We start from the raw sequence: 23,101 nt of genomic DNA on the forward strand, positions 1-23,101 counted from the left end.
AACACCGAGATGGCAATCCTGTTCACCTTGATTGGCTACGTCGTCTACGGCGCGATGGCGTCGCTGGCGTTGTGGGGGGCGTTCTGCCTGATCCTCACCTGGCGCCGCGTCACGCAGACCCGGTTCCGCAACGAGGCCGAGCAGAACGAGTTTTTTGAAGAACTCGAGCCCCCGCTCAACGGCGGCAAGTTCGACGTCGCGGCCGAGCTGTGCGACGACGACCGCAGGGCCATGCCCCAGCTGGCGCTGTACGCCATCGAGAACCGTAAGGTCGGCATGAACCGCCTGCAGCGGCGGCTGGTCGAGCGGTTCCAGCAGGACGTGCTCGCCGACATCGAGCACCGGCTGAGCTGGGTCTCGACCGTGAGCAAGAGCGCGCCGATGATCGGGCTGTTCGGCACCGTTATCGGCATGATGGGCGCGTTCAGCAACCTCAGCTCCGGCGCCCAGGTCGACACCGGCAAGATGGCCGAGGACATTATGTTCGCGCTGATCACCACCGCCATGGGCCTGGCGATCGCCGTGCCGCTGGTGCTCGGCAGCGCGAGCATCAACATCCAGATCCGCAAGATGGAAGACCTAGTGTCGGTCGGCCTGGCGCGGCTGCTCGACAACATGCGGACCGTCGTGGGTCGCGGCTAGTCAGCGTTTGTCCTCGAAACTACCGCAACTCGGAACGAGATGAGCCCCGCCACCGACAATCCGCCGCAAGAAGAAATCGAGGACGAAGCCCCCGGTCCGCCGCTGCGCCGCCGGCGCAAAGACTCCGACGACGAGATGGACATCACCCCGATGATCGACATCACGTTCCTGCTCTTGATCTTCTTCCTGGTCGCTTCAACGCCGGACAAGCAGACCGCGATCGAGCTGCCCGATGCGAAGAGCGGCAGCCCGGTCAGCCAGCTCACCTCGGTGGTGTTCACCATCGGCGACGGCGGGCTCGACACGGCGCCCGTCTACAAGGCCGACGGGAAGATCGAGGAGTTCCGGCTTTCGGACGATCCGGAGAAACGCAAAGAGGAAGTTAAGCAGGCGGTCGAGGAGGGCTTCGCGGAGACCAAAACCGACGCGGTCATCAAGGGCGACAAGAGCATCAACTGCCGAGAGGTGCACAACCTGATCAAGGCGATTTCTCAGGTCGAAGGGATGAAGATCCACCTCGCCATCCTGGAAGTCGAGTAGCACCGCCAACCGGGCGGCCCACCAGCAGAGAACCGTTATGAGCGACATCGAAGACGACCTGGAGCACATGGTCGAAGAAGGGGAGGAGAAGGCGCATCGGGTCGACGATGAGCTGGACATGACCCCGATGGTCGACGTCACGTTCCTGCTGCTGATCTTCTTTATGATTACCGCGGCCTTCGCCCTGCAGAAGGCGCTCGAGGTGCCGCCGGTCGACGAGGACCAGGCCGCCGCGAGCCAGACCATCGACGACCTCGAGAAGGACAGCATCGTCATCCGGATCGACGAGGACAACATCTTCTGGGTCGGCAGCCCGATGTGGGGCGAGGAGCAGAAGGCGCCCAGCGTCCAAGAGATGCGGAGCAAGGTCCGCGAGGCGCGCGGCGGCGAGGGAGGCAAGATGGGCAAGGGGCCGACCAAGATGCTGGTGCAGGCCCACGGCGGCGCGATGTACGAGTTTGCCGTCGCCGCGCTCGACGCGGGCGCCGACATCCAGATGCCCGAAGTACGATTCATGATCTACGAGGACGGGGACCTGTAGGGACCCCGCCGCACGCAAGAAGCGATACCCGGATATGGACACAGATAGACTACTAAAAGAGCTCGCCAAACGCGACGTCGTGTCGCGGTCGGTGCTCAAGAAGCTCGAGCAGAAGCTCGCCGACAAGAGCGACGTCCCCGCGCCGCGCGCGGTCGCCAAGTTTTTGGTCGACAAGGGGCACCTCACCGCGGCGCAGGCGAAGCGGGCCCTCAAGGCGATCCTCACCCCTGAAGAGAGCGCCATCCTCGAGAGCCAACGGCTCGACGTCGACGATGACGACCCGTCGGGCTCCGATGAACTGCCCAGCCTGAGCGGCATGAACATGGGCGCCTACGGCGGTGAGGCGGACGGGGGACTCACCGGCGGCGTGCTGTCGGAGTCCACCGACGACAACGCCGGCGGGAAAGACAAGTCCAAGAAGAAGAAGTCGAAAAAGAAGGGCAAGAAAAGCAAACGCCAGAACGAGTGGGACTCGCCGCTGATCCTGATCGGCGGCGGCGGCCTGGTGCTGATGCTGCTCATCGGCGGCGCGATCCTGTACCTGCTCGGGTACGAGTCCGCCGAGGAACGCTTCAAGAACGCCCAGGAGGCGTACGACCAGGGCTCGTACCCTCAGGCGATCGCCGACTTTGAAGAGTACCTCGAGAAGCACCCCAACGGCGACGACGCCCCCAAGGCCCGCGTCCGCCTCGGCACGGCCCGCATCCGGCTGGTGACCGACGTCAAACGCGACTTTGAGGACGCGGTGGCGGTGGCCAAGGAGGAAACCGACATCATCGAGGACCAGGAGGCCTACAAGGACGCGCAGGCCGAGCTGGCGGCGCTGCTACCCGAGATCGCCGAGCAGCTCGCCGAGCGTGCCGACAAGGCAACCGAGGTCAGCGAGATGGAGAAGTACGTCGGCCTCACCGAGCAGGCCCTCGTGCTCTGCCAGAACGGCAAGCTGATCCCCGGCAACCTGCGCGACAAGGGGCAGCTCAATGCGGTCCGCGAAGTGCTCGAGCGGATCAAGCTCCGCCAGCGGGCGCTCGAAAGCCTCGAGTCGACCCTGGAGGTGATGGCGAAGGCCTCCGATTCGGGCGACCCGAAGGAGGCGTACGCCGCCCACACCGCGTTCATCAAGGAACACCCCCAGCTGTCGCAAGACCAGCGGGTTATCGACGCGGTCGCCGCGGCCGCAACGGCGGAAGAGTCGCTCGTGTCGTTCGTCGACGAGCCTCGGCCCGGGCTCACGAGCGAGCCCGAGTCGCCGGTGATCGCGGAGCTGGCGGTCGCCGCGCCGCGGGTGGAAGCCAACGCCCCGGCCAGTGGCGTCGAGGTGCTGCGTCTCGCCGGCGGCCTGTACGGCGTCTCCGCGAAGGACGGTCAGCTGCGGTGGCGCCGCTATGTCGGCAACTCGGCCGCCTCGTCGCCCCCGCTGCGGGTGGGGGACGACCTCATCGCTGTCGACGCCCGCCGCAAGGAGCTGGTCCGGCTGCAGGCCGCCGACGGCAAGCTGGTCTGGCGGGCTCCGCTCGACGACGAACTCGCCCCGCCGGCGCTCGTCAACGGCCGCCTGCTGACGCCGGGCGTCTCGGGACGGCTCTACGTGACCGACGTCGAATCCGGGGCGACCGCCGGTTACGTGCAGTTTGCCCAACCGCTGCGGACCACGCCGGCCGCATCGGCCGATGGCGGCGCCATCTTTCTGACGGGCGAGCACTCGAGCCTCTACTCGCTCTCGGCCGCGGACCTTAATTGCCTGGGCGTGTTCTACATGGGGCACGCCAAGGGCAGCATCGCGGCTCCGCCGGTTGCGCTGCAAGGCCGCGTGCTGGTGCTCGAGAATGACGGAGCCGAAACCTCCACCATGCACGTGCTGGGGACCAGCGGGCAGGGCGCCGTTGACCGGAGCCTCAAGACGCAGCGGATCGACGGCCTCGTCACGGCGCCGCCGACCGTGTTCGCCCGCCGCGTCGCGGTGGCCAGCGACACCGGGCACGTGGACGTGTTCGAGGTCTCGGCCGACGACGATGCGCAGCCCATCGTGCTGCTCGCCTCGCGGCAGCCGACGCGTGTCCGCCGGGGTCCGCGTTTTGCCGCCGTCCACGACGGCGAGCTGTGGCTCGCCGAGGTCGGCTTGTTCCGCTACTCGATCTCACCCAGCGGCAACCGCTTGCCGGTCCGGGATGTCGAGGAGCCGTTCCGCCGCGACACTTTCATCTACCCGCTGCTGGTCCGCGACGGCGTGTTGATCCACGCCCGCAAACGACCGGGCCGTCCGGGCGTGGCGATCGGCGCTACGGACCTCAACAGCGGTAAGTCGTACTGGGAGACCGACCTGGCGGCCCCGCCCGCGGGGGCCCCGGTTTCTCAGGCCGGCGGTCAGGGCGTGCTGCACGCGACCGCCACTGGGCGGGTGTTCCGAGTCGGCCAGACGCCGGGCCGCTTTGCCGTCGACAACGCCGCGGCGCGTACAGACAGCGACGCCATCGTGTTCGAACTCGCGGGCGCCCAACCCGACGGCGCGGCCGTCTACTGGGACGCCACTGACGGCCGCGCCGCGTACTCCGGCCAGGCCGACGCCCCGGCCTTTACGCTGCCGGGCGAACTGGCGTGCGAGCCGGCCCCCATGGGTCCCGGATGGATCGTCCCCCTGGCAATCGGTCAGGTCCACTACATCAGCGGGCAGGACGGCCACGCTTTGGCGTCGCCCTACCAGCCGGTGCTCAAGCCGGGCGAGCAGAAGCAGTGGCGCGTCCCCGGGGTCGGCGGACGGCGGGTGGTGCTCGCCAACGCCGATTCGATCCTGACTCTAGAACTGCAGCAGGATAACCCGCCGCGGCTAGAAGAAATCGCCCGCACCGAGGCCACAGGGAGCGACACGGTCCGCGGCCGGCTCGCAGTCGTCGGTGAAACCGCCTTCGCTGCGCGGGCCGATGGCCGCGTCACCGCGTTGGCGGTCGGGACCCTCGAAGCCGAAGGCGTGTTCGACGCCGGCGTACCTATCGTCTGGGGCCCGTTCGCGGTCTCGGATGAAGCAGCGGTGATCGGGACCGCCGACCGCAGGCTGGTCTGCCTGCGGCGCGACGCTCCCGGAGAGCCCGCCTGGAGCGTCGAGGCCCCAACCGCTGAGCTGGTTGGCGCCCCGCTGCTCCGTTCGGGCGCGCTGGTGATCGCTACCCGCACCGGTTCGCTCCTGAGCCTGGCCCTGGCGACCGGCGAACCGTCGGGTTCGCTAGACGTCGGCCAGCGTCTGGCGGCCGGCCCGGCCGTGTTCGGCGCCGACGTCGCACTCGTAACTCCCGACGGCGCCCTTGTCATCGTCCCTCAGCCCTGAGTCCCCCTTGCACGGCCGTCTCTCCATCCTGATTCTGCAAGCCACCGTGCTGTCGCTCGCCGCGGCCGCGTGGCCGACGCCCGCCTGCGCGCAGGCGGGGCAGCGGGTCGTTGACCGGCGGCCGTTCGACCAGATTGTGCTGAAGAAGTCGGCCGGCGGCACGATGCTCGAGGTCACGCCCCTGCAACTCGAGGGGCGGCGGGTGCCGCGGCCCTTCCCCAACGGGCGGCTGACCGTGCGCCTGCTCGATCAGCCCGCCAAGGACTACGAGGTGTTGTGGTCCGACATCCAAGAAGTGAACCTGTACGAGCAGATGCTCATCGACGAGGCCAACGACCTCACCCGCCAGAAGAAGTTCAACGAGGCGTTCGACCACTTCGCGTTCCTGAACAAGAACTACAAGCGTCTGCCGGGCCTCGAAGACGCCACCGCTCGCTACCTGCAGGCCAACGCGCTCGACGCGTTCCAGCAGAAGAACTACGACCTGTCGCTGGCGATCCTGCTCAGCCTGTACGAACGCAACCCGAAGGCGGGCGGCATCGGGCGGGCGGTCGACACGGTCGCCTCGCGCATCATCCAGGACCACGTCGAAGCAAAGAACCTGCGTGCGGCGCTCGACGTGGTCAACGTGGTGGACAAACAGTTCAAGGACGCCGACCTGACCGTCGTGGACAGGTGGCGGGCGATCTTCAAACGCAACGCCGACGACCGCGTCCGCGCCGGCGCCGCCGCGCTGCGGTCGGGCGACTACCGCCAGGCCCGCGACGCGGCGTACGACGCGATGGCGATCCAGCCCGACCACCCGATGGCGAACGAGCTGCTGCGTCGGGTTTCAGAAAAATACCCAACGCTGGCGGTGGGCGTGCGGACCCTGTCGCCCACCATCGCGACGCCGCGGATCGACTCGACCGCGTCGCTGCGGGCCTGCCGGATTGCTCATCGGACGATCACCGAGCTCAGCGGCTACAGCCCTGAGGGGGGCGTCTACTCGTGCCCCGTCGGCCGGGTAACGCTCGACGACAGCGGGCTCGCGATGCGGTTTGGCTTCCCCGAAGAGCTATCGCAGGAAACGCCCTACGAGCTGGCTCGTTGGATGCTCCGCGCCGCCACGCCGGGGAGCGCGGTCTACTCCGGGCCATTCGCTTCGGTCGCGTCGTCGGTCGCGGTCGACTCGCTGACCGGTTCCCTTGCGGTGAACCTGCAGCGGCCGCACATCCGACCCGAGGGCCTGCTGCGGTTGTCGCCGCTTGCCCAGGCGGGGATCTCGCCGCCGCAGGGCGCCTTCACCATGGGCGACGCCAGCGACAAGCTGGTCCAGTTTGTCAACGGCGCCGATTCGGCGGCGATTGCCGAGCTAGAGGAGCGCCTGCTCGACCAGGACGGCGAAGCCTTGACGGCCCTCGCCCGCGGCGACGTCAAGGTGCTCGACCGGCTGATGCCGTGGCAGCTCGAAGCCGTCCGCAAGGACCGGCGGCTGGCGATCGGCTCGTACGAGCTGCCCACCGTGCACGTGCTGATCCCGACGCACCGCAACCCGCTGCTCGACGACCGGCCGCTGCGTCGGGCGCTGTTGTACGCCATCAACCGCGATAAGATCCTCACCGACCTGATCCTCGGCGGCCGCTCTGAGCTTGGCTTCCAAGTCGTCAGCGGTCCTTTCCCGGCGGGGCGTTCGCTCAGCGATCCTGTCCGCTACGCCTACAACGATGGCGTCGAGCCGCGGCCGTACGACCCGCGCCTCGGGGCGCTGCTGTCGGCGTTGTCGTGGTCGCAGGCGCAGCGGGCCGAGCACGGCAAAGAAGACCCCGCCGACCGGCCGTTCCCCACGCTCCGCCTGGCGCACAACAGCGATCCGATCGCCCGCACCGCGTGCCAGTCGATCCAGATGCAGCTCAAGGCTGTCGGCATCTCGGTCGAGTTGGCGGAATTAAGTGAGGACGAGTTGCTGGCCGATGAGCCAGAGTTCGACCTCCGCTACGCAGAGCTTGCGGTCTGGGAGCCGCTGGTCGACGCCGAGCTGCTGCTGGGACCAAGTGGGATCGCCGGCCGCTGCAGCGACCCCATGATCGCCGCCCTGAAGCGTCTCGACGACGCCCGCAACTGGGTCGAGGTCGGCGAGGCCCTGCGCGGCGTCCACGCGCTCGCCGCGGGCGACCTGCCGGTGCTGCCGCTGTGGCAGACGGTCAATCACTACGCCTACCGCCGGGACCTCAAGGGCCCCACGGAGAGCTGCGTCTCGCTGTACCAAACGCTGGAGGGATGGGAACTCTGACCCGCACCATGGGCCACGCACCCCCGTTCAACTCGCTCTGCCGCCTGCTAGGGGCGGCGCTGTCGGTCGCCCTGCTGGCCGCCGGCACCTGCGCCGCGCAGTCGAGCTCGTGGACCCTCGCACCGTATCGGGTGACGCTCGTCGTCGCCGCTGATGCAAGCACCATGGGCGACGACGAACTGAGCCAGCAGATCGGCGACCACTTCGCCGACCGCGCGGACGCCTCGATCGGGGCCTTCTGGGACCTCACCCTGCACGCCGCCGGCCCGGCCGAGGCCGGCCTCGTCAAGCTGGCAGTCGCCGGTGATCCGGCGGCCCGCGAGCAACTCGCCTCCGGCGCAGGGAATGCCGACAAGCTGCTGCTGGCCCACGTTCGTGAATCCGCCCGCGGCATCACCGCCACCGTAGTCGAGTACGACGCCACGCTCCTCCGCTGGGGGCGCCCCGAGGTCCGCGATGTGGCGATGCTCGGCGGCGTGCCCGAGACCGTGTTCCGCCTGGCCTGCACCGTGTTCTCTCCGCTCGCCGAGTTCCGCTTCTCGCAAGACGACCCCAACCTGATTGAGCTCGACTTCCGCGGCGACCAGCTCCCCAGGCGAGAGGGCGCCCCGGACTGGGTGCGTAAGGGTGACGTGATGCTGCCGGTCCTGCGGCAGCTCGACCGCGACGGCGCCGCCACCGCCGAGGGCATCCGCGACGTCCCCTGGACCTACCTGCTGGTGGGCGAGGACCAGGACTCCGGGCCGACCGCTCGGTTCGTCAGCCACACCCGCCGGCCGCTGTCGTCGCGCCGACGCGGCCGCATCGAGCGGCTGGCGGTTCGGCTCCCCCGACGCTCTGCCCCGATCACCCTCCGCGCACACTCCAAAGAGGACGAGTCCCGCCCGCTGGTAGGGTATCAGGTGTTCGTGCAGGACGGCGACGACGCCGAGCGGAAGCTCGTGGGGGCAACCGGCCCCGACGGCCGGCTGACGATCGAGCCCGGCGAACACCCAATCCTGATGGCCTACGTGAAGAGCGGCTCGCAGCTGATCGCCAAGCTGCCGATCACGCCCGGGTCCACAGACGAATTGGAGGTGCCGCTGCTCGACGAAACTACTCGCCTCAACGCCGAGGCGAAGCTCGGCATCCTCCGCGAGGACCTGATCGACCTGGTCGCCCGACGCAAGATCCTGATCGCCCGGATCGACGCCGCGATTGCCGCCAAGAACTACGAGGGCGCCTCCCGCCTGGTTACCGACCTCGAGCGGCTGCCCGCCCGAGCGCTCTTCGATCGGCAGCTGAGGCAGCTCGAGCAATCCAGCACCTCGGACACGGCGATGATCCAGCAGCGGATCGACCGGATCTTCGACGACACCCGCAGCGTACTCGCAGCGTTCCTCAATCCGCGCGAGATTCAATTGGTCAAGAACCGCTTGGCAAACGCCCGCAAGTAGCTGCTTGTCCGCCGGGGCTAAGTCAGCCCAGGTAGCTCGCCAGGCCCGCGACGGCGATCGCCACCACCCCCAGCACCGCGACGCCCGTCACGACCCACACCGCGACGTCGAGCGGCTGGACCGGGTACGGCGGCAGCGGGGCCTCCGGACTGGGGACGCCCGGTTCTTCGCCCGCCGGTTCAAGGGCGGGGATGGCGCCGCTGCCGGAGCTCAACGCGCCGCTCGTCTGCTGCGCGTCGATCGCCGGGTCCGACGCGTCGTCGTGCGTTCCGTGGTAGGCGTGCGAATCGGAATCGGTGAGGGTCTCGCTGATGAGGCTGGCGCCGGCGTGGGGGCCCGACCGATCGCTCCGCGCCCGCTCGGCCTTGGCGACCTCGTACCGCCGGATCCCGGCCGCGACCTCCGCCCGAGAGCCGTCGCCGACCAGTGGGCGGATCAGATCGATCGCGGCGGTCGCCGAGGGGACACGGGTCTCGGGGTTCTTGTCCATCAGCCTGGCGATCACCGCCACGACATTGTCCGGCAGGTCGGGCTGGATGCTCTGCGGCGGCAGCGGCGCCTCGCGGAGGCAGCGTCGCATCTTCTCGACCGCGTTGCCGCCGGGGTAGGGCACCTTGCCGGTGACCGCGTAGTACAGCGTGCACCCGAGCGAGTAGAGGTCGCTGACCGGGATGATCCGGGTCGGGTCGGTGATCGACTCGGGCGCCAGGTAGTCGCAGGTGCCCACCACCTTCTTCCGCCCGCCGGGGTCGGTCGGCACCTCGCGGTTGAGGTACCAGGCGAGCCCCAGGTCGGCCAGCTTGACCTCTCCCTCCGGGGTGACCAGCAGGTTGCCAGGTTTCACGTCCCGGTGGACGATGCCGCGGCGGTGGGCGTACTCGAGCCCCTGCGCGGCCTGCAGCACCACCCACGCGGCGGCGCCGGTCGGCAGCGGCCCGGTGCGTCGGACCAGCCGCCGCAGGTCGACGCCGGGCACAAACTCGGTCACCAGAAAGTAGGTGTCGCCGTCGCGGTCCGCGTACGACACCCGCACCAAGTTCGGGTGGTTCAACTGGGCCTGGGCGCGGATCTCCTGGCGGAAGCTGGCGATCGCCTCGGGCCGGCTCTTGCTGCGGGGCAGCACCTTGATCGCCTCGACCCGGCCGAGCAGTTGGTGCTCGCCCTTGAAGACGTGCCCCATGCCGCCTTTGGCGACCGTGTCGATGATGGCGTACTGCCCGAGCGAGAACTTGGTGCGTCCCTCACTGAGCTGGTCGACCTGCCACTCGTTGAGGAGCCCGAGCTCGACCAGCTTCGCGGCCAACCTGTGGTCGTTGCAGTCACCGTTCAGCAGCTCGCGCGCCTCGCCGACCTGCGCAGCCGGCACCAAGCCGCTGGCGAGCAGGGCCTGCTCGAACGGTGACTGTCCTAGGGGTCTCAAGTAGTCGCCTCGTAGCTCGGTCCGATCGATGATTCTCCAGTAGGGCCCCGTGGATCTGGCTAGATAGCCCCGATGCGTTCTTCGCCGGGTCCCCGGTTCATTATTGCACGTTCCACCGCCCCGTCTGCCGCAACGAATGTGGCTGCCGCCCCCCAGCCGGGGAACGACGCCCCGCCGGTCGGCCCCGCCGAATCGTATAGTCCGAATATCTCAGCGGAGGGGACAAAACCCCGAACGCAGGCCTGCCCCGCCCTTGCCGTAAACAACTGCAACAAAGGGACTTACAGCGTCACCGCCAGGCGGGGTTTTGTCCGGTTTTGTCCGCCACTTCTCCGGTGAGTTTCAGGCGACATCAACAACGAGTTCGCCCGTCCAGACCGCCCCAGGCACACCGGCGCGCAGCACCGCACGCCCGACCAACCGACGGTTGGGCGTTCCCGGACAGCCCTATTAGACCGCGCTGGGCGGCCCGGTTCAGCAACAAAGTGTGGCGCCCCTCAAAAAACGAACCAAAGGTGTCAGACACCTTTTTCTTGACTCCCGGCGATTGGGCGAATACGCTTCACCGCATGGGAAGACCTACTCGCGCTGCCCTCGGCGGCTACATCTACCACGTGCTCAACCGCGCTAACGCCCGGAAGACCATCTTCGAAGCCGACCAGGACTACGAGGCCTTCGAGCAGGTTCTGGCCGAGGCCGTCGACCGCGCCGAAATGCGGCTGCTCGCCTATTGCGTGATGCCCAACCACTGGCACCTCGTGCTGTGGCCCCGCGAGGACGGCGACCTCTCCCGCTTTACCGGCTGGCTGACGCTCACCCACACCCAGCGGTGGCACGCCCACCGGAAAACGGTCGGCAGCGGCCACGTCTACCAGGGGCGGTTCAAGTCGTTCCCGGTCGAGGACGACGCCCACTTCCTGACCGTCTGCCGGTATGTCGAACGCAACCCGCTGCGGGCGAACCTGGTCCGCAGCGCCGACCGCTGGCGGTGGGACAGCCTGTGGCGGTGGCGGCACGGCGACGCGGAACAGCAGCGGCTGCTCTCTGCCTGGCCAGTCCGCCGCAGTCCAGGCTGGCTGGAGCACGTCAACCGCCCGCTGAACGAGCCCGAGCTGACGGCCATCCGGAGGAGCGTCGCACGCGGCGCGCCGTACGGCGGCCCCGAGTGGAGCGAGCAGGCGATCGATGAGTTGGCGTTGGAGAGCACGGTGCGTCCGCGCGGACGGCCGAGAAAAGGTTCCTGACACCTTTTAGCGTCCTGACCTCGTGTTCGTGTTCTCGATCAAGCAAACCAAGAAGAGCAAAGCAAGCTGGAGCATCCAATGATGTTGCACGAAGCTGTTGAAGCAGGCGATCCTGTCGCAGTGCGTCAGGCCGTCGAGGCAGGCGCCGACGTGAACGGCTCGTTTTCTGAATGCGACGAGTGTCCGTTGTCGGTTGCCGCTGCTACAGGCCAGCCTGAGCTCGTCCGGCTGCTGCTCGAGTTGGGGGCCGATCCGAACAATCGACGGTCGATTACACCGCCATTGTGCGCGGCGGCGGTCTCGGGGTCACCTGATACGATCGCTGCGCTGATTGAAGCGGGGGCTGAAGTGGATACACGAGACGAAGACGGGTCGACTCCGCTGATGCTCGCCGCGGCGTACGGAGACCGCGCCGCCGTGGAGAAACTGCTGGAAAGCCGCGCCAACCCAAAGCTCGAAGATGAGAGCGGCAAAACGGCCCTTGCAAGTGCGGTGGAAAAGAACCACACGCGGCTTTGCGAAGTTCTGATGCCGCTGTCCACGAGCCAAGAGAGACAAAAAGCACAGATTCAATTGGAAATATATGCGCAAGGCGGCGCTGACGAGCGGATCAGCAGCCTCATCTTGGCCGCCACTCGTGGCAATGATAAGGAGGTTCATGCAATAGTTGAAAGCGGTGTTGCCGCAGACGCAATTAATGAGCAAGGTAAGACTGCATTGATGCGCGCGGCAAACAAGAACCACATGGAGATCGTACGGTGGCTTCTGGAATGCGGCGCAGACATTAATCGCAAAGATATCTACGGGAATTATCCATTGTTGTACGCCGCGATGGGCTGCCATCCAGAAATGTATGACTTCCTCTATCCGCTAACAGAGAAGAAGCTGCGGAAGCAAGCAGAGAAGATGAGGCAGAACCAGATTGACATTGGCAACTGGCCGGCAGAGCGAGAATGAGCCCGCACGCTGCCCAACGGGGTGTACACCACGTGGCAGTTCGGGGGCAAAAAAGGTGTCTGACACCTTTTAATCCCGGGCAGAGGAACAAGTTCGCGTTCGGGTCGGCCCACCCAACCTGCTTCTTCATGGCGCTGTGTGACGGGGCGGTGATCCGAGTTGGGTTCGACGTCGACGCCCAAATCCACGAGGCCCGCGGGAGCCGGCAGGGAGGAATCGCTCAAGAACCTTAGATGGGCTGCTGTCGCCCTTACTCGCTGGCCTCTTTTTCTCCCTCTCCCGGCTCGGGCCCCTGAAACGCCCGGCGCCAACCCTGCTCGCCGGGCCCCGTGGCCACGCTTGTTTGACCGTTTGGGGGCCGCAAAGGTGTCTAACCACCTACTAATCACCCGCCTCTTCTGCCTCCTCCGGCTTCGGCTCACGAAACGCCCGGCGCCAGCCCTTCTTGCCATCAACGACCGGCAGCGTGAGTGACGTGGCGTCGAGGTCGACAGTCAGCTCGGCGCCCGGCTTGGGCCAAAGAGTAAAATCCTGGTCACTAGAGAAGATCATCAGGCCGATCTGCTGCTCGGCGGGGATGACCTGGTCGTCGGGCTGAAGCTCGAACGTGACGTCGACGAACTCGCCCGGCACGAGCGGCTTTCCCTCGGTGAGCGAGTCGCGGTTCTGCGGGTCGGCCCAGCCGCGGGTGATGATGTTGTCGGTGATCTTGGCGCCGCGGCCCTCCTTCCACGGCAGCGAGACGAGCCAGACCGAGAGGTTTGCCGCCGGCCGGTCGCAGGCCAGGCGGATCGTGACCTCGGCGACGCCGGAGAGGTGCAGCGGCTGCTTGAGCTCGCGGGTGGCGTACAGCAGCCGGTGGCGGGTCCACTCGGCGCGGGCGAGCGCTTCGCCGTTGAAGGAGTAGTTGTCGACGAGGGTCTCGACGCCTTGCTCGCGGCGGACCCGGCGGCGGAGCTTGCCGTGTTCGGGGGCGCCGCGGGTCAGGTGCAGCTCGACCGGCTTGGCCTTGGGGTGGGGGTAGCGTTCGTACTCGGTCGGCTCGTCGCGCTTGTCGTCCTCGCGGACGATCCACGCCTTGCTGTCGTCTTCGACGCCGTTGTCGACGCCGTGCAGGTAGTGGGTGAACCAGCGGTTCATGAGCTTCATCGGCGGCTCGCCCCCGTGGCCCCCCTGGTGGTAGTAGATCTGGGCGGGCAGGCCCTTCTCCCGCACCGCGTCGAAGATGCGGTAGCTGTGCTCCGGCATCACGTTCCAGTCGTTGAAGCCGTGGGACATGAATAGCGCGCACTTCATCGGTCCGAGCTGGTGCAGGTAGTCGCGGCTCTTCCAGAAGTCGTTGTAGTCGCCGGTGACGCGGTCCTGGTTCGCGCGGAACAGGGTGTCGCGGACCTGGCAGTCGCAGTCGGCCCGCAGCTCCTCGGGGCCAGAGTGGATGAACTCGTACAGGCAGTCGATGTCCTCGCCGATGTAGCCGCCGGGGTGACGCACCAGGCCGTTCGAACGGTAGTAGTGGTAGTACGACGTATTGGGCGCGACCGGGATGATCGCCTCGAGGCCGTCGACGCCGGTCGTCGCCGCGGCTAGCGGCAGCGTGCCGTTGTACGAGGTGCCGACCATGCCGACCTTGCCGCTGCACCAGCCGGCGGAGACGCGTTCAAAGCCGTCGGGAGTGGTGTAGCCGTCCGCGCGGCCGCAGAGCCAGTCGATGACCGCCTTGGGGGCGAGCGACTCGTTCTCGCCGCCGACGGTCGGGCAGCCCTGCGACAGGCCCGTGCCGGGCGACGACGAGTGCACCACCGCGTAGCCACGCGGCACCCACTTCTCCGTGTGCGACTTGGAGATCAGCGGCCGCATGCCCTTCCGCACGACCGACGGGGCGGACTTGCGTTTCTTGGGCTCGCCGCCGAGCTCTTGGTGGGGGTCCCAGAAGTATTCTTTGCCGGCGGGCGCCGTGCCCGCGAAGTAGGGGCTCGAGACGTAGACCACCGGCAGCTTGAGCCCGGCGAGCTGGGTTTGCCGCGGCCGCGTGACGCTGACGTGCACCCGGTCGGGGCGGTCGTCGTTGTCGGAGTCGAACTCGGTCTCGACCCACAGGTCCTCGCGGAGCCAGTAGTCGGGGTCCTTGAACCCATCGACGATTTGAGCCTCGCCGTCCTCGAACACCGGGACGGCGGTCATTGGGTCGACGTACTCGTCCTCGTTGTCATCCCCCTGGGCCACGTTGGCACCGCACACTAACGCAGCAAGAATTAATCGGTTCATCAACTTCACAGCAGGGCCTATAAACCGGGGTTGCATGTGTCGGGCGACGGAGGGGGGACCGGCGTGCGGTCGGTCGACGGGAGGGGCTCGGGTTCGCGCCGTCCTATTATGCGTAGCGGCGGGCGCCGACGCCAATCGCGGCCGGGCAACCCGACAGCCACGCCGCGGGGGCTGGCCGGGCAGGGCCATTGCCGTGTCGGACGCCGCTTAGAGCTTGTCCGCCGCGTGCTGCGCCCACTCGGGCCAGCCCTTGGGCAGCGGGCACTTGATGGTCATCTTCTCGCGGCGGACCGGGTGCTCGATCGTGAGCCGCCAGGCGTGCAGGCGGATGCCTTGCTTGAGTGGCGTGTCGCTGCCGTACTTGCGGTCGCCGACGATGGGGTGGCCGACCTTGGCGAGCTGCACGCGGATCTGATGCTTGCGGCCGGTGACTGGCTTGACCAGCAGCAGCGTGTGCTCGCCGCGATTCAGGAGGGTCTCGTAGCTGAGTTCGGCGCGGGTGGCGTCGTCGGCCTCGCTGTTGGTGACGTGCACCTTGCGGTGGCGTTCGTCCTTGCGGAGGTAGTGCTCAAGCCGGGCCTCGGGCGGCTCGGCCCGGCCCTCGACCAGCGCCAGGTACTGCTTGCCCACCTCGCGGTCGCGGAACGCGGCGCTGAGCCGCGCCGCGGCCTTCGACGTGCGGGCCATCAGCACCACGCCGGTGACCGGCGCGTCGAGCCGGCTCACAACGCCCAGATACACATTGCCGGTCTTCTTGTACTTCCGCGCGAGGTACGCCTTGGCCCGGTCGAGCAGCGTCTCGACCCCTTGGGGCGTGCCCATCGTCGCGACGCCCGGTGGTTTAACGACCGCCAACAGGTGATTATCCTCGTAGAGCACCTGCATGGCACGTAGAGACTTTGTAGGAGATCAAGGGAAGCGAGAGCATGACGCGACTGATCCTGGCGAGCGGCTCGCCCCGCCGCAGCCAACTGCTGAGCGACGCGGGGTACCGGTTTGAGGTGATCCCGCCGCACGACTCGGCCGAGGCCGACGCGCCCCGGCTGCCCGACCCCACCAGCTTGGTGTGTGACCTCGCACGACGCAAGGCCGAGGATGTCGTGAAGCGGTTGGCCGGCGAGCCACAGCCGTCCTGGGTGCTGGCCGCCGACACCATCGCCGAGTGCGGCGGGCAGGTGCTCGGCAAGCCGGACGACGCGGCCGACGCCCGGCGGATCCTCGAGGCGCTGAGCGGCACCCGGCACAGCGTGCTGACCGGGGTCTGCCTGTGGCGGAGCGACCAGCCGGCGCCGGCCGAGTGTTGGCACGCCGAGTCGCAGCTCGAGATGGACCGACTCGGCGACCGGTGGCTCGAGGACTACCTGGCTAGCGGGGCGTGGGAGGGCAAAGCCGGCGCGTTCGGCTACCAGGACGGGCTGGTCTTCGTGCGGATCGTCGCCGGGAGCGAGTCGAACGTGGTGGGGCTGCCGCTGGACGAGGTGCGGGCCATGTTCCAGCGGGTCGGTTGGAACGGACTGCGGGACGAGTCATAATAGCAGCGGCACTTATCACCGCCCTTTTGACCGCCCTGGACTACTATGCCCCGCTTCACGATGATGCCCCGCTTCATGATCTCCGCGGTTTTCGCAATTATCGCCGGCTGCCTGACCAGCGCCTGCCTGGCCGAGGACGCCCCGACTCCGGGCCTCACCCAAAAGCAGCCCGCCGCGGGCCCGTATGTCAAAACCGACCGCGGGTACATGGTGCCCTACGAGGTGAAGGTCCCCGGCTCGGGTGCGACGTTCAAGATGACGCCGATCGCCGGCGGGGTGGTTTCTGTGGGACCTCGCACCGCCAGCGCCGACGAGGACGACGACCCGCAGTCGCCGTCGCGCCAGGTGCGGCTCGAGCCGTACTGGATCGGCACGCACGAGGTCACCTGGGCCGACTACCGGCCGTACATGGAGCTCAACACGACCTTTGGCGAAATCGCGTTCCTGCGGGGGCAGTTGTACGACGGCAGCCCGAAGCTCGAGCAGGCCCTCGCCGACCGACCCGCGTTGCAGCAAGCAGTCGACGCGATGCCTCAGGGGGTCGACTGCATCACGGCCCCAACGGCGCTCTACGACCCGAGCACGACTTACTACTCTGGCGAAGAACCCGAGCTGCCCGCGGTGACGATGACCGTCTACGCCGCGCAGCAGTACACCAAATGGCTGAGCGTGCTGACCGGCGGCGCCTACCGGCTGCCGTGCGAGGCCGAGTGGGAGCACGCCGCCCGAGCAGACGCCAGCGGCGACGCGCCGCGGCAGCCGCTCGATCCGATCGCCTGGTACGACGACAACAGCGACTACGAGGCCCAGCCGGTCGGGCTCAAGGAGCCAAACGCCAACGGCCTCTACGACACCCTCGGCAATGCCGCCGAATGGGTGCTGGATGTCCCGTCCACCGAGGCGCCGGCAGCGGGCGACCCAATGCCGTGGAGCGAGTCGGTCGGCCAACCGCAGCAGGTCGACCCGCGGATCGCCAAGGGGGGCTACTACGAGAGCGAAGCGGCAGAACTGACGTTCACGTCTCGGCTGCTGTCGGCCGATGAAGACTGGAAAGCCTCGGACCCGAACGTCCCGCTCAGCCCGTGGTGGTTCGCCGACGATCCGGCGATGGGGGTGGGGTTCCGGGTGGTCCGGCAGTTGGAGCCGATGACCGACGAGCAGAAGCAGATCGCGTGGGAGGCGTCCTCCCCCGACCTCCAAAACGGTGTTAAGCAGCGTGTTCAGGGGGGGCGTGGCAAGATGCAGGTCATCACCCCCGATCTGCCCAAGGTGGTCGAGCAGCTCAACGAGCCCGAGATCCGGAAGCTGATGGAGTAGGGCGGCGCCAATCGCCCGCCTGCCGACCACACGCCCGTGGATGGCGCGGAGCCGATTGAAATTAGGGTTTCGCGAGGCGATTGGTTATATTTGTCCGGTTCGGCACGACGCCGTATTTCCGTAGCCAGGCAGCGGACAGCAGCACTTGAGATTCAGACTAGGCCTCATCGGACTCGGCCCTTCTTGGGCGACACGGCACCGCCCGGCGCTGCACGCCCTGTCTTCGCGATTTCAGGTGCGCGCGGTCTGCGACCCGGTCGCCCACCGGGCCGAGCAGATCGCCAGCGAGCTGGGCGCCCGCCCGATGGAGGGCTTCCGGGCGTTGGCCGCCTGCGAGGACGTCGACGCGGTGATGCTGCTGTCGGCCCGCTGGTTCGGGGCGTTGCCGATCTTTGCGGCCTGCGACTACGGCAAGGCGGTGTACTGCGGGGCCTCGGTGAACCTCGAGGCCCAGCAGGCAGCGGCGCTCCGAGACCGGGTGCGGGCGGCGGGCATCGCCTTCATGGCCGAGTTCCCCAAGCGTCTCGCCCCCGCAACGACGCGCCTGCAAGAGCTGATGGCGACCCGCCTCGGCCGCCCGCGGCTGATCTTCTGCAACGAGCGTTACGCCTCGCGTGGCGACGACGGCGACGGCCCCGCCAACATGCGTCGCCTGGTCGAGATGGTCGACTGGTGCTGCTACGTCGCGGGCCGCGAGGTCCGCTGCGTGACCGGCGCCGCCCATGACGTGACGGCCGCCCCGGCGCCCGAGAACGAGGTCTGCGGCGACTACTCGCTGATGACGCTCGACTTCCACCCGGGGCCAGAAGACTCGTGCGGGGTCATGGCGCAGATCGCCTGCGGCAGCTACGTCCCCAACAACTGGTCGGACGCGGCGTCGTTCCGCCGGCCGGCCGAGCTGCAGGTGGTGTGCGAACGCGGCATCGCGTTCCTCGACCTGCCGAACCGGCTGGTCTGGTTCGACGACGCCGGCCAGCACACCGAGGCGCTCGACGCCGAGCGCCCCGTCGGCGAGCAGCTGCTGATGCAGTTCCATCGGGCGGTGTCGAGCCTGGTGCTGAAGAGCTCGGGACTCGAGGACGCCTACCGCGCGGCGGCGCTGGTCATCGCGGGCCAGACCAGCCACCGCGAGGGCAGGCGGATCGAGATCACCTGACTCTCCGGAGGGGCATGCTTGCAACGCAGGTCGGCCCCGGTTCGCGATCCCGCCCTTGCGGGCGAATCTGCCGGCGATACTGCCGCTGGGCATCGTTGACAGCCCGATCACGCCAGACATAGACTACCGCCAGCAGATAACAGGCCCAGAAACCGCAGGTGAGACAGCCCTCCCAATGTCCACGTCCGCTCTAGACACTGTCACGACCGCCATCAACACCATCCGGACGCTGTCGATGGACGGCGTTCAGGCCGCCAACAGTGGCCACCCCGGCACGCCGATGGCGCTGGCGCCGGTCGCGTACCAGATCTGGGCGCAGGAGATGGACTACGACCCGGGCGCCCCGCTGTGGCCGAACCGCGACCGCTACATCCTGTCGTGCGGCCACGCGTCGATGCTGCTGTACTCGATGATCCACGTGTCGGGCATCAAGAAGGCCAAGGCGTGCGGCAAGGTCCTCGACGAGCCGGCCCTGACGGTCGACGACCTGAAGAACTTCCGGCAGTACGGCAGCCTCACCCCGGGGCACCCCGAGCACGGCCACACGACCGGCGTCGAGACCACCACCGGCCCGCTCGGCCAGGGCTGCGCGAACAGCGTCGGCATGGCGATCGGTCAGAACTGGCTGGCCGCCCGCTACAACAAGCCGGGCAAGGAGCTGTTCGATTTTGATGTCTATGTCCAGTGCAGCGACGGCGACCTGATGGAGGGCGTCGCGTGCGAGGCGGCCTCGCTCGCCGGGCACCTCAAGCTGTCGAACCTCTGCTGGGTGTACGACGACAACCACATCACCATCGAGGGCGACACCGACCTGGCGTTCAGCGAGGACGTCGCGACCCGCTTCGAGGGGCTCGGCTGGACCGTCTACCGCGTCGACGACGCCAACGACCTCAAGGCGCTCGGCCAGGCCTTCTCCAAGTTCAAGGCCAACCAAGCCGGCCCGACGCTGATTATCGTCCGCAGCGTCATCGGCTACGGCGCGCCCCACGCGGCCGGCACCTCGGGAGCCCACGGATCCCCGCTCGGCGACGAGGAGGTCAAGCTCACCAAGGAGGCCTACGGCTGGCCGGCGGACAAGAAGTTCTACGTCCCCGACGAGACGCTTGAGCACTTCGCCTCGACCATGGGCGAGCGGGGAGCCGCCGCCCGGACCTCTTGGGACAAGACCTACGAGGCCTACTCCGCCGCCCACCCGGAACTGGCCGCCGAGCTCGATAAGATCTGGGCCGGCGAGTTGCCGGCGGGCTGGGACAAGGACCTGCCCGTGTTCCCGGCCGACCCCAAGGGGACCGCGACCCGCGGCTCGGGCGGCAAGGCCCTCAACGGCGTGGCCAAGAACCTGCCCTGGATGCTGGGCGGCTCGGCCGACCTGGCGCCCAGCACCAAGACCCTGATCGACGGCGAGGGGAGCTTCGGCCCCACCAGCCACGCCGGCCGCAACCTGCACTTTGGCATCCGCGAGCACGCCATGGCCGCCGCCGGTAACGGCATGGCGTTGTTGGGACTGCGACCGTACGTGTCGACCTTTTTTGTGTTCAGCGATTACCTGCGTCCGGCGATGCGGCTCAGCGCCCTAATGAAGCTACCGGTCACGTACGTATTCACCCACGACTCGATCGGCGTTGGCGAAGACGGCCCGACTCACCAGCCGGTTGAGCAGCTGGCCGCGGCCCGCGCGATCCCCGGCCTGGTCGTCATGCGACCGGGCGACGCCAACGAGGCGAGCCGCACGTGGCATGTCGCCATCGCCGAGCAGCACCGCCCGGTGGCGATGGTGCTGACCCGCCAGAACATGCCGACCCTGTGCCGCGACAAGTACGCCGCCGTCGAGGGGGTCGACAAGGGCGCCTACGTGCTGGCCGACGCCGAGGGCGGCAATCCGGACGTCATCCTGATGGCCTCCGGCAGCGAGCTGAGCCTGGCTGTCGAGGCCTACGAGCAGCTCACCGCCGACGGAGTCAAGGCCCGCGTCGTGAGCGTGCCGTCGTTCGAGCTGTTCGAGGACCAGGACGCTTCCTACCGCGAGAGCGTGCTGCCGCCAGCGGTCACCGCACGGGTGGCTTGCGAGGCGGGCGTTCGCCAGGGCTGGGACGCCTACCTCGGACTGACCGGGGCCTTCATCGGGATGGACAGCTTCGGCGACTCTGGCCCCTTCGAGGACGTGTACAAGGCCCGCGGCATCACTGCGGAAGCGATGGTTGCCGCCGCCAAGGCTCAGCTCTAGCCGCCACGCGGGGCCCCGATGGACTACAGCGACCTAGTGCTGCCGGAGTTCCTCCGCGAAACCGCGTCGACGCGACGCGTCCTCGAGCGCGCGCCGGCAGACAAGTGGGACTGGAGCCCGCACCCCAAGAGCCGCACGATCGGCTGGAACGCCAACCACCTGGCCGAGATTGTCGGCTGGGTGGAGGGGACCCTGACGCAGACCGAGTGGGAGATCAACCCAGTCGGCGGCGAGCCGTACCAGTCGCCAAACCATCCGACACCAGCGGCGGTGCTGGCGGAGTTCGACGCGAATGTCGAGTCTGCTAGGGCCGCGATCGAGCGGGTGTCGGACGACGAGATGCAGGTCACCTGGCGGCTGCTCAACCAGGGCCAGGCGTGGATAGAGGAACCCCGCGCCAACGTCGTGCGGACGTTTATCCTCAACCACCTGATCCACCACCGTGCTATACTGACGGTCTACTTGCGGCTTAACGACATCCCCGTGCCCGGCCTTTACGGCCCGTCTGCCGACGAGCCGGGCTAACCGCCCACTCGGTCGCCGTCATGCTCAGTCCGCGCCGCGTTGCCCTGGTGCTGGCCACCAGTTGTTTGCTCTCCCTCGACGGGTTCACCGCGGCGCGGTCCCCCATTCCGGGCGACTGGATCGCAGCACTCACGGTCCGAGACCCGCTCGCGGTCGCGCCCAAGGGGCAGAGGCTGGCGGGCCAGCTCGGCGCGCCCTGGATCGACCCGGCGTTCCTAGAACTGATCAAATCGCCCGAGTTCCAACTCGCCGGTAAGAACATCGCGGTCGGGCTCGCGGCGCCGTCCGGTGACGTTGCCCGGATGTACCCGTTCTTTGCGGTTCCGACCACGCCAGCGACGCTGGCGGCGGCGTTCGGCGGCGACCTCACCGGTCAGATCGCGATCTTCTCGATCAACGGCGTCGACTTCGCCGCGCGGGAGCGTCGGGGCGCGACGCTGGTCGTCCCGCTCGCCGAGCAGGCGATCCTCCTCGACCAGGCCGACGACGACGCGATTACTGATTCTCCGTCCCCCGACCACGACCTGACCGTCCGGCTGTCGGAGCGCGGGCTCGACCTGCTGCGGGGACGCGTCGAGCAGCAGTCGATCGCCCGCGACGCCCACCGGAGGTTCGCCCTCACCCGCCTCGCCTGGCCCCCGTCGGCGGCCTGGGTGGACGCCGCGATTGGCGGCAACCTGCCGCTGGCCGACCGCGTCGCCGAGTTGTTCAAGGCGGGGACGTTCGGCCTCACGCTGCAGGATGACGGCGGCGTCGCCGCGGAAATTACCGCCGCCCTGCGACAGCCGCACGCCGGTCCACCGCCAGCGGCGGCGGACCCCAAACCACCGATCGCGTTGGCCGCGCCCCGCGAACCGATCGCTACGCTAAGCGGAGATGCGACCGATGGGTCGCTCAGGCCGCTGGTCGGCCTGACGCTCGCCTACGCCCGCGGCCGCCCGGACGAGATCGAGGCCTCGACCTACCCGGAGAAGGAGTATGCCGAGGTCGAGGAGCACGCCCTGGCAGCGGTCGACATGGTCACCGGGGTCGATGCGACCCTGCTTGCCCGCAGCGAAGCCGACCCTTTCTACTCGAACCGGCTGATCGGGCTGCAGACTACCGATTCGGCCGAGTTCGCCGCCCACCTCGAAGCGGCGACCGACGCCTGGAACCGGCTGGTGGCCGCGTCCGACGCCCGGGTGCGGCTGTCGATCGAGGTCAGCCGGGAGGGTCGGCCCGACCAGCCCATGGAAACCCGGTTCACGACTGATCTTGGCGCGGCGATCGAGTCGCCGCCCTCGGCGGCGACCCGGGAGATCATGCAGAAGTACTACGGTAAGTCGGGCCTGCACGTCACGAAGCTGGTACGCCTGGATGGGAACCGAGTGCTGCTGGCCGATGTCGCCGACGAAGACCTCGCCAAGGTCGTCGAGCAGGTCGTCGAGCAGGCCGACGAGTCGAGCCCTCTTGTCGAGCAGACACTCGGCGGCAGCGTCCGCTTGGACCGCTACGCCAACTGGCAGAACGCGATTCTCAACCACTACATGGCCGACGCCATCGGCTACTCGCCTCCGGCCAACCTCGACGAGGCGCCGCTCTCATTCGAGGTGGGGCAGGGGAACGGGTCCTGGCGCCTGAAGCTGGCGGCGCCGGAGTCGACCCTCGCGAGACTGGCCGCGCTGTTCACGAAGCGGGCCGACCGCCGTTCCGAAGAGCAGTAAGCCGACGA

17 protein-coding genes are annotated in these 23,101 nt (G+C 68.0%); 14 read left to right on the forward strand and 3 right to left on the reverse strand.

All coding sequences use genetic code 11. From position 1 onward, the window contains the following. Positions 1 to 9: 9 nt before the first annotated feature. Genes Pla123a_RS13050 through Pla123a_RS13075 form a run of 6 tightly spaced genes read left to right on the forward strand, consistent with a single transcriptional unit; the run spans position 10 to position 8,750 of the window. Complete coding sequence (locus Pla123a_RS13050; RefSeq protein WP_146587618.1) at positions 10 to 642, forward strand: MotA/TolQ/ExbB proton channel family protein; 633 nt, start codon at positions 10 to 12, stop codon at positions 640 to 642. A gap of 39 nt (positions 643 to 681) precedes the next feature. Next, complete coding sequence (locus Pla123a_RS13055) at positions 682 to 1,182, forward strand: ExbD/TolR family protein (protein ID WP_146587620.1); 501 nt, start codon at positions 682 to 684, stop codon at positions 1,180 to 1,182. 37 nt (positions 1,183 to 1,219) lie between these two features. Continuing rightward, positions 1,220 to 1,723 (forward strand): ExbD/TolR family protein, encoded by a 504-nt coding sequence (locus tag Pla123a_RS13060; RefSeq protein ID WP_146587622.1) that lies wholly within the window; start codon positions 1,220 to 1,222, stop codon positions 1,721 to 1,723. A 34-nt stretch (positions 1,724 to 1,757) separates the two neighbouring features. Next, entirely contained in the window at positions 1,758 to 5,042 is a 3,285-nt protein-coding gene (locus tag Pla123a_RS13065; protein ID WP_146587624.1) for an outer membrane protein assembly factor BamB family protein, read from the forward strand. 7 nt (positions 5,043 to 5,049) lie between these two features. Beyond that, positions 5,050 to 7,314, forward strand: coding sequence for an ABC transporter substrate-binding protein (locus Pla123a_RS13070; protein ID WP_146587626.1), 2,265 nt, complete (start codon positions 5,050 to 5,052; stop codon positions 7,312 to 7,314). An 8-nt stretch (positions 7,315 to 7,322) separates the two neighbouring features. Next, on the forward strand, positions 7,323 to 8,750 hold the full coding sequence (locus tag Pla123a_RS13075) for a hypothetical protein (RefSeq protein ID WP_146587628.1): 1,428 nt from the start codon (positions 7,323 to 7,325) through the stop codon (positions 8,748 to 8,750). A gap of 22 nt (positions 8,751 to 8,772) precedes the next feature. Here the strand turns inward: Pla123a_RS13075 and Pla123a_RS13080 are convergent, their stop codons facing one another. Next, positions 8,773 to 10,170: a serine/threonine-protein kinase gene (locus Pla123a_RS13080; protein WP_146587630.1), complete on the reverse strand. Its 1,398-nt coding sequence runs from the start codon at positions 10,168 to 10,170 to the stop codon at positions 8,773 to 8,775. 569 nt (positions 10,171 to 10,739) lie between these two features. On the opposite strand from Pla123a_RS13080, the gene Pla123a_RS13085 reads away from it, so the two are divergent. Together Pla123a_RS13085 and Pla123a_RS13090 are read left to right on the forward strand one after the other, a co-directional pair. After that, positions 10,740 to 11,414 carry a transposase gene (locus tag Pla123a_RS13085; protein WP_146587632.1) on the forward strand — a complete coding sequence of 225 codons (675 nt, stop codon included), beginning with the start codon at positions 10,740 to 10,742 and terminating at the stop codon, positions 11,412 to 11,414. A gap of 66 nt (positions 11,415 to 11,480) precedes the next feature. Continuing rightward, positions 11,481 to 12,371 (forward strand): ankyrin repeat domain-containing protein, encoded by an 891-nt coding sequence (locus Pla123a_RS13090; protein WP_391542506.1) that lies wholly within the window; start codon positions 11,481 to 11,483, stop codon positions 12,369 to 12,371. A 381-nt stretch (positions 12,372 to 12,752) separates the two neighbouring features. Here Pla123a_RS13090 and Pla123a_RS13095 read toward each other — a convergent pair whose 3' ends face one another. Next, complete coding sequence (locus Pla123a_RS13095) at positions 12,753 to 14,636, reverse strand: Xaa-Pro dipeptidyl-peptidase (protein ID WP_146587636.1); 1,884 nt, start codon at positions 14,634 to 14,636, stop codon at positions 12,753 to 12,755. 207 nt (positions 14,637 to 14,843) lie between these two features. After that, the gene (locus tag Pla123a_RS13100) at positions 14,844 to 15,521 is read right to left on the reverse strand and encodes an RluA family pseudouridine synthase (protein ID WP_146587638.1); all 678 of its coding nucleotides are present in this window, start codon (positions 15,519 to 15,521) and stop codon (positions 14,844 to 14,846) included. A 41-nt stretch (positions 15,522 to 15,562) separates the two neighbouring features. On the opposite strand from Pla123a_RS13100, the gene Pla123a_RS13105 reads away from it, so the two are divergent. From Pla123a_RS13105 to Pla123a_RS13130, 6 genes are all read left to right on the forward strand, one after another. Next, a complete protein-coding gene (locus Pla123a_RS13105; protein ID WP_146587639.1) occupies positions 15,563 to 16,168 on the forward strand; it encodes a Maf family protein in 606 nt (201 codons plus the stop codon). Positions 16,169 to 16,213: 45 nt separating this feature from the next. Next, positions 16,214 to 17,485, forward strand: a complete 1,272-nt coding sequence (locus Pla123a_RS13110) for a formylglycine-generating enzyme family protein (protein WP_146587641.1) — start codon at positions 16,214 to 16,216, stop codon at positions 17,483 to 17,485. A 145-nt stretch (positions 17,486 to 17,630) separates the two neighbouring features. Then, positions 17,631 to 18,641 (forward strand): Gfo/Idh/MocA family protein, encoded by a 1,011-nt coding sequence (locus tag Pla123a_RS13115; RefSeq protein ID WP_146587643.1) that lies wholly within the window; start codon positions 17,631 to 17,633, stop codon positions 18,639 to 18,641. 175 nt (positions 18,642 to 18,816) lie between these two features. Continuing rightward, a complete protein-coding gene (gene tkt / locus Pla123a_RS13120; RefSeq protein WP_146587645.1) occupies positions 18,817 to 20,865 on the forward strand; it encodes a transketolase in 2,049 nt (682 codons plus the stop codon). Between the two features lie 18 nt (positions 20,866 to 20,883). After that, entirely contained in the window at positions 20,884 to 21,390 is a 507-nt protein-coding gene (locus Pla123a_RS13125) for a DinB family protein (protein WP_146587647.1), read from the forward strand. Positions 21,391 to 21,410: 20 nt separating this feature from the next. Then, a complete protein-coding gene (locus Pla123a_RS13130; RefSeq protein WP_146587649.1) occupies positions 21,411 to 23,093 on the forward strand; it encodes a hypothetical protein in 1,683 nt (560 codons plus the stop codon). Positions 23,094 to 23,101 lie beyond the last annotated feature (8 nt).

Origin of the sequence: Posidoniimonas polymericola, from assembly GCF_007859935.1 — a bacterium.
GTDB classification, from domain to species: domain Bacteria; phylum Planctomycetota; class Planctomycetia; order Pirellulales; family Lacipirellulaceae; genus Posidoniimonas; species Posidoniimonas polymericola.

Excerpts from the sequence above, each read along its gene's own strand:
- Pla123a_RS13085 (WP_146587632.1), top strand. The coding sequence starts at position 10,740 with ATGGGAAGACCTACTCGCGCTGCCCTCGGCGGCTACATCTACCACGTG.
- Pla123a_RS13110 (WP_146587641.1), top strand. The coding sequence starts at position 16,214 with ATGCCCCGCTTCACGATGATGCCCCGCTTCATGATCTCCGCGGTTTTC.
- Pla123a_RS13100 (WP_146587638.1), bottom strand. The coding sequence starts at position 15,521 with ATGCAGGTGCTCTACGAGGATAATCACCTGTTGGCGGTCGTTAAACCA.
- Pla123a_RS13060 (WP_146587622.1), top strand. The coding sequence starts at position 1,220 with ATGAGCGACATCGAAGACGACCTGGAGCACATGGTCGAAGAAGGGGAG.
- Pla123a_RS13125 (WP_146587647.1), top strand. The coding sequence starts at position 20,884 with ATGGACTACAGCGACCTAGTGCTGCCGGAGTTCCTCCGCGAAACCGCG.
- tkt (WP_146587645.1), top strand. The coding sequence starts at position 18,817 with ATGTCCACGTCCGCTCTAGACACTGTCACGACCGCCATCAACACCATC.
- Pla123a_RS13105 (WP_146587639.1), top strand. The coding sequence starts at position 15,563 with ATGACGCGACTGATCCTGGCGAGCGGCTCGCCCCGCCGCAGCCAACTG.
- Pla123a_RS13130 (WP_146587649.1), top strand. The coding sequence starts at position 21,411 with ATGCTCAGTCCGCGCCGCGTTGCCCTGGTGCTGGCCACCAGTTGTTTG.
- Pla123a_RS13055 (WP_146587620.1), top strand. The coding sequence starts at position 682 with ATGAGCCCCGCCACCGACAATCCGCCGCAAGAAGAAATCGAGGACGAA.
- Pla123a_RS13065 (WP_146587624.1), top strand. The coding sequence starts at position 1,758 with ATGGACACAGATAGACTACTAAAAGAGCTCGCCAAACGCGACGTCGTG.
- Pla123a_RS13075 (WP_146587628.1), top strand. The coding sequence starts at position 7,323 with ATGGGCCACGCACCCCCGTTCAACTCGCTCTGCCGCCTGCTAGGGGCG.
- Pla123a_RS13050 (WP_146587618.1), top strand. The coding sequence starts at position 10 with ATGGCAATCCTGTTCACCTTGATTGGCTACGTCGTCTACGGCGCGATG.
- Pla123a_RS13095 (WP_146587636.1), bottom strand. The coding sequence starts at position 14,636 with ATGAACCGATTAATTCTTGCTGCGTTAGTGTGCGGTGCCAACGTGGCC.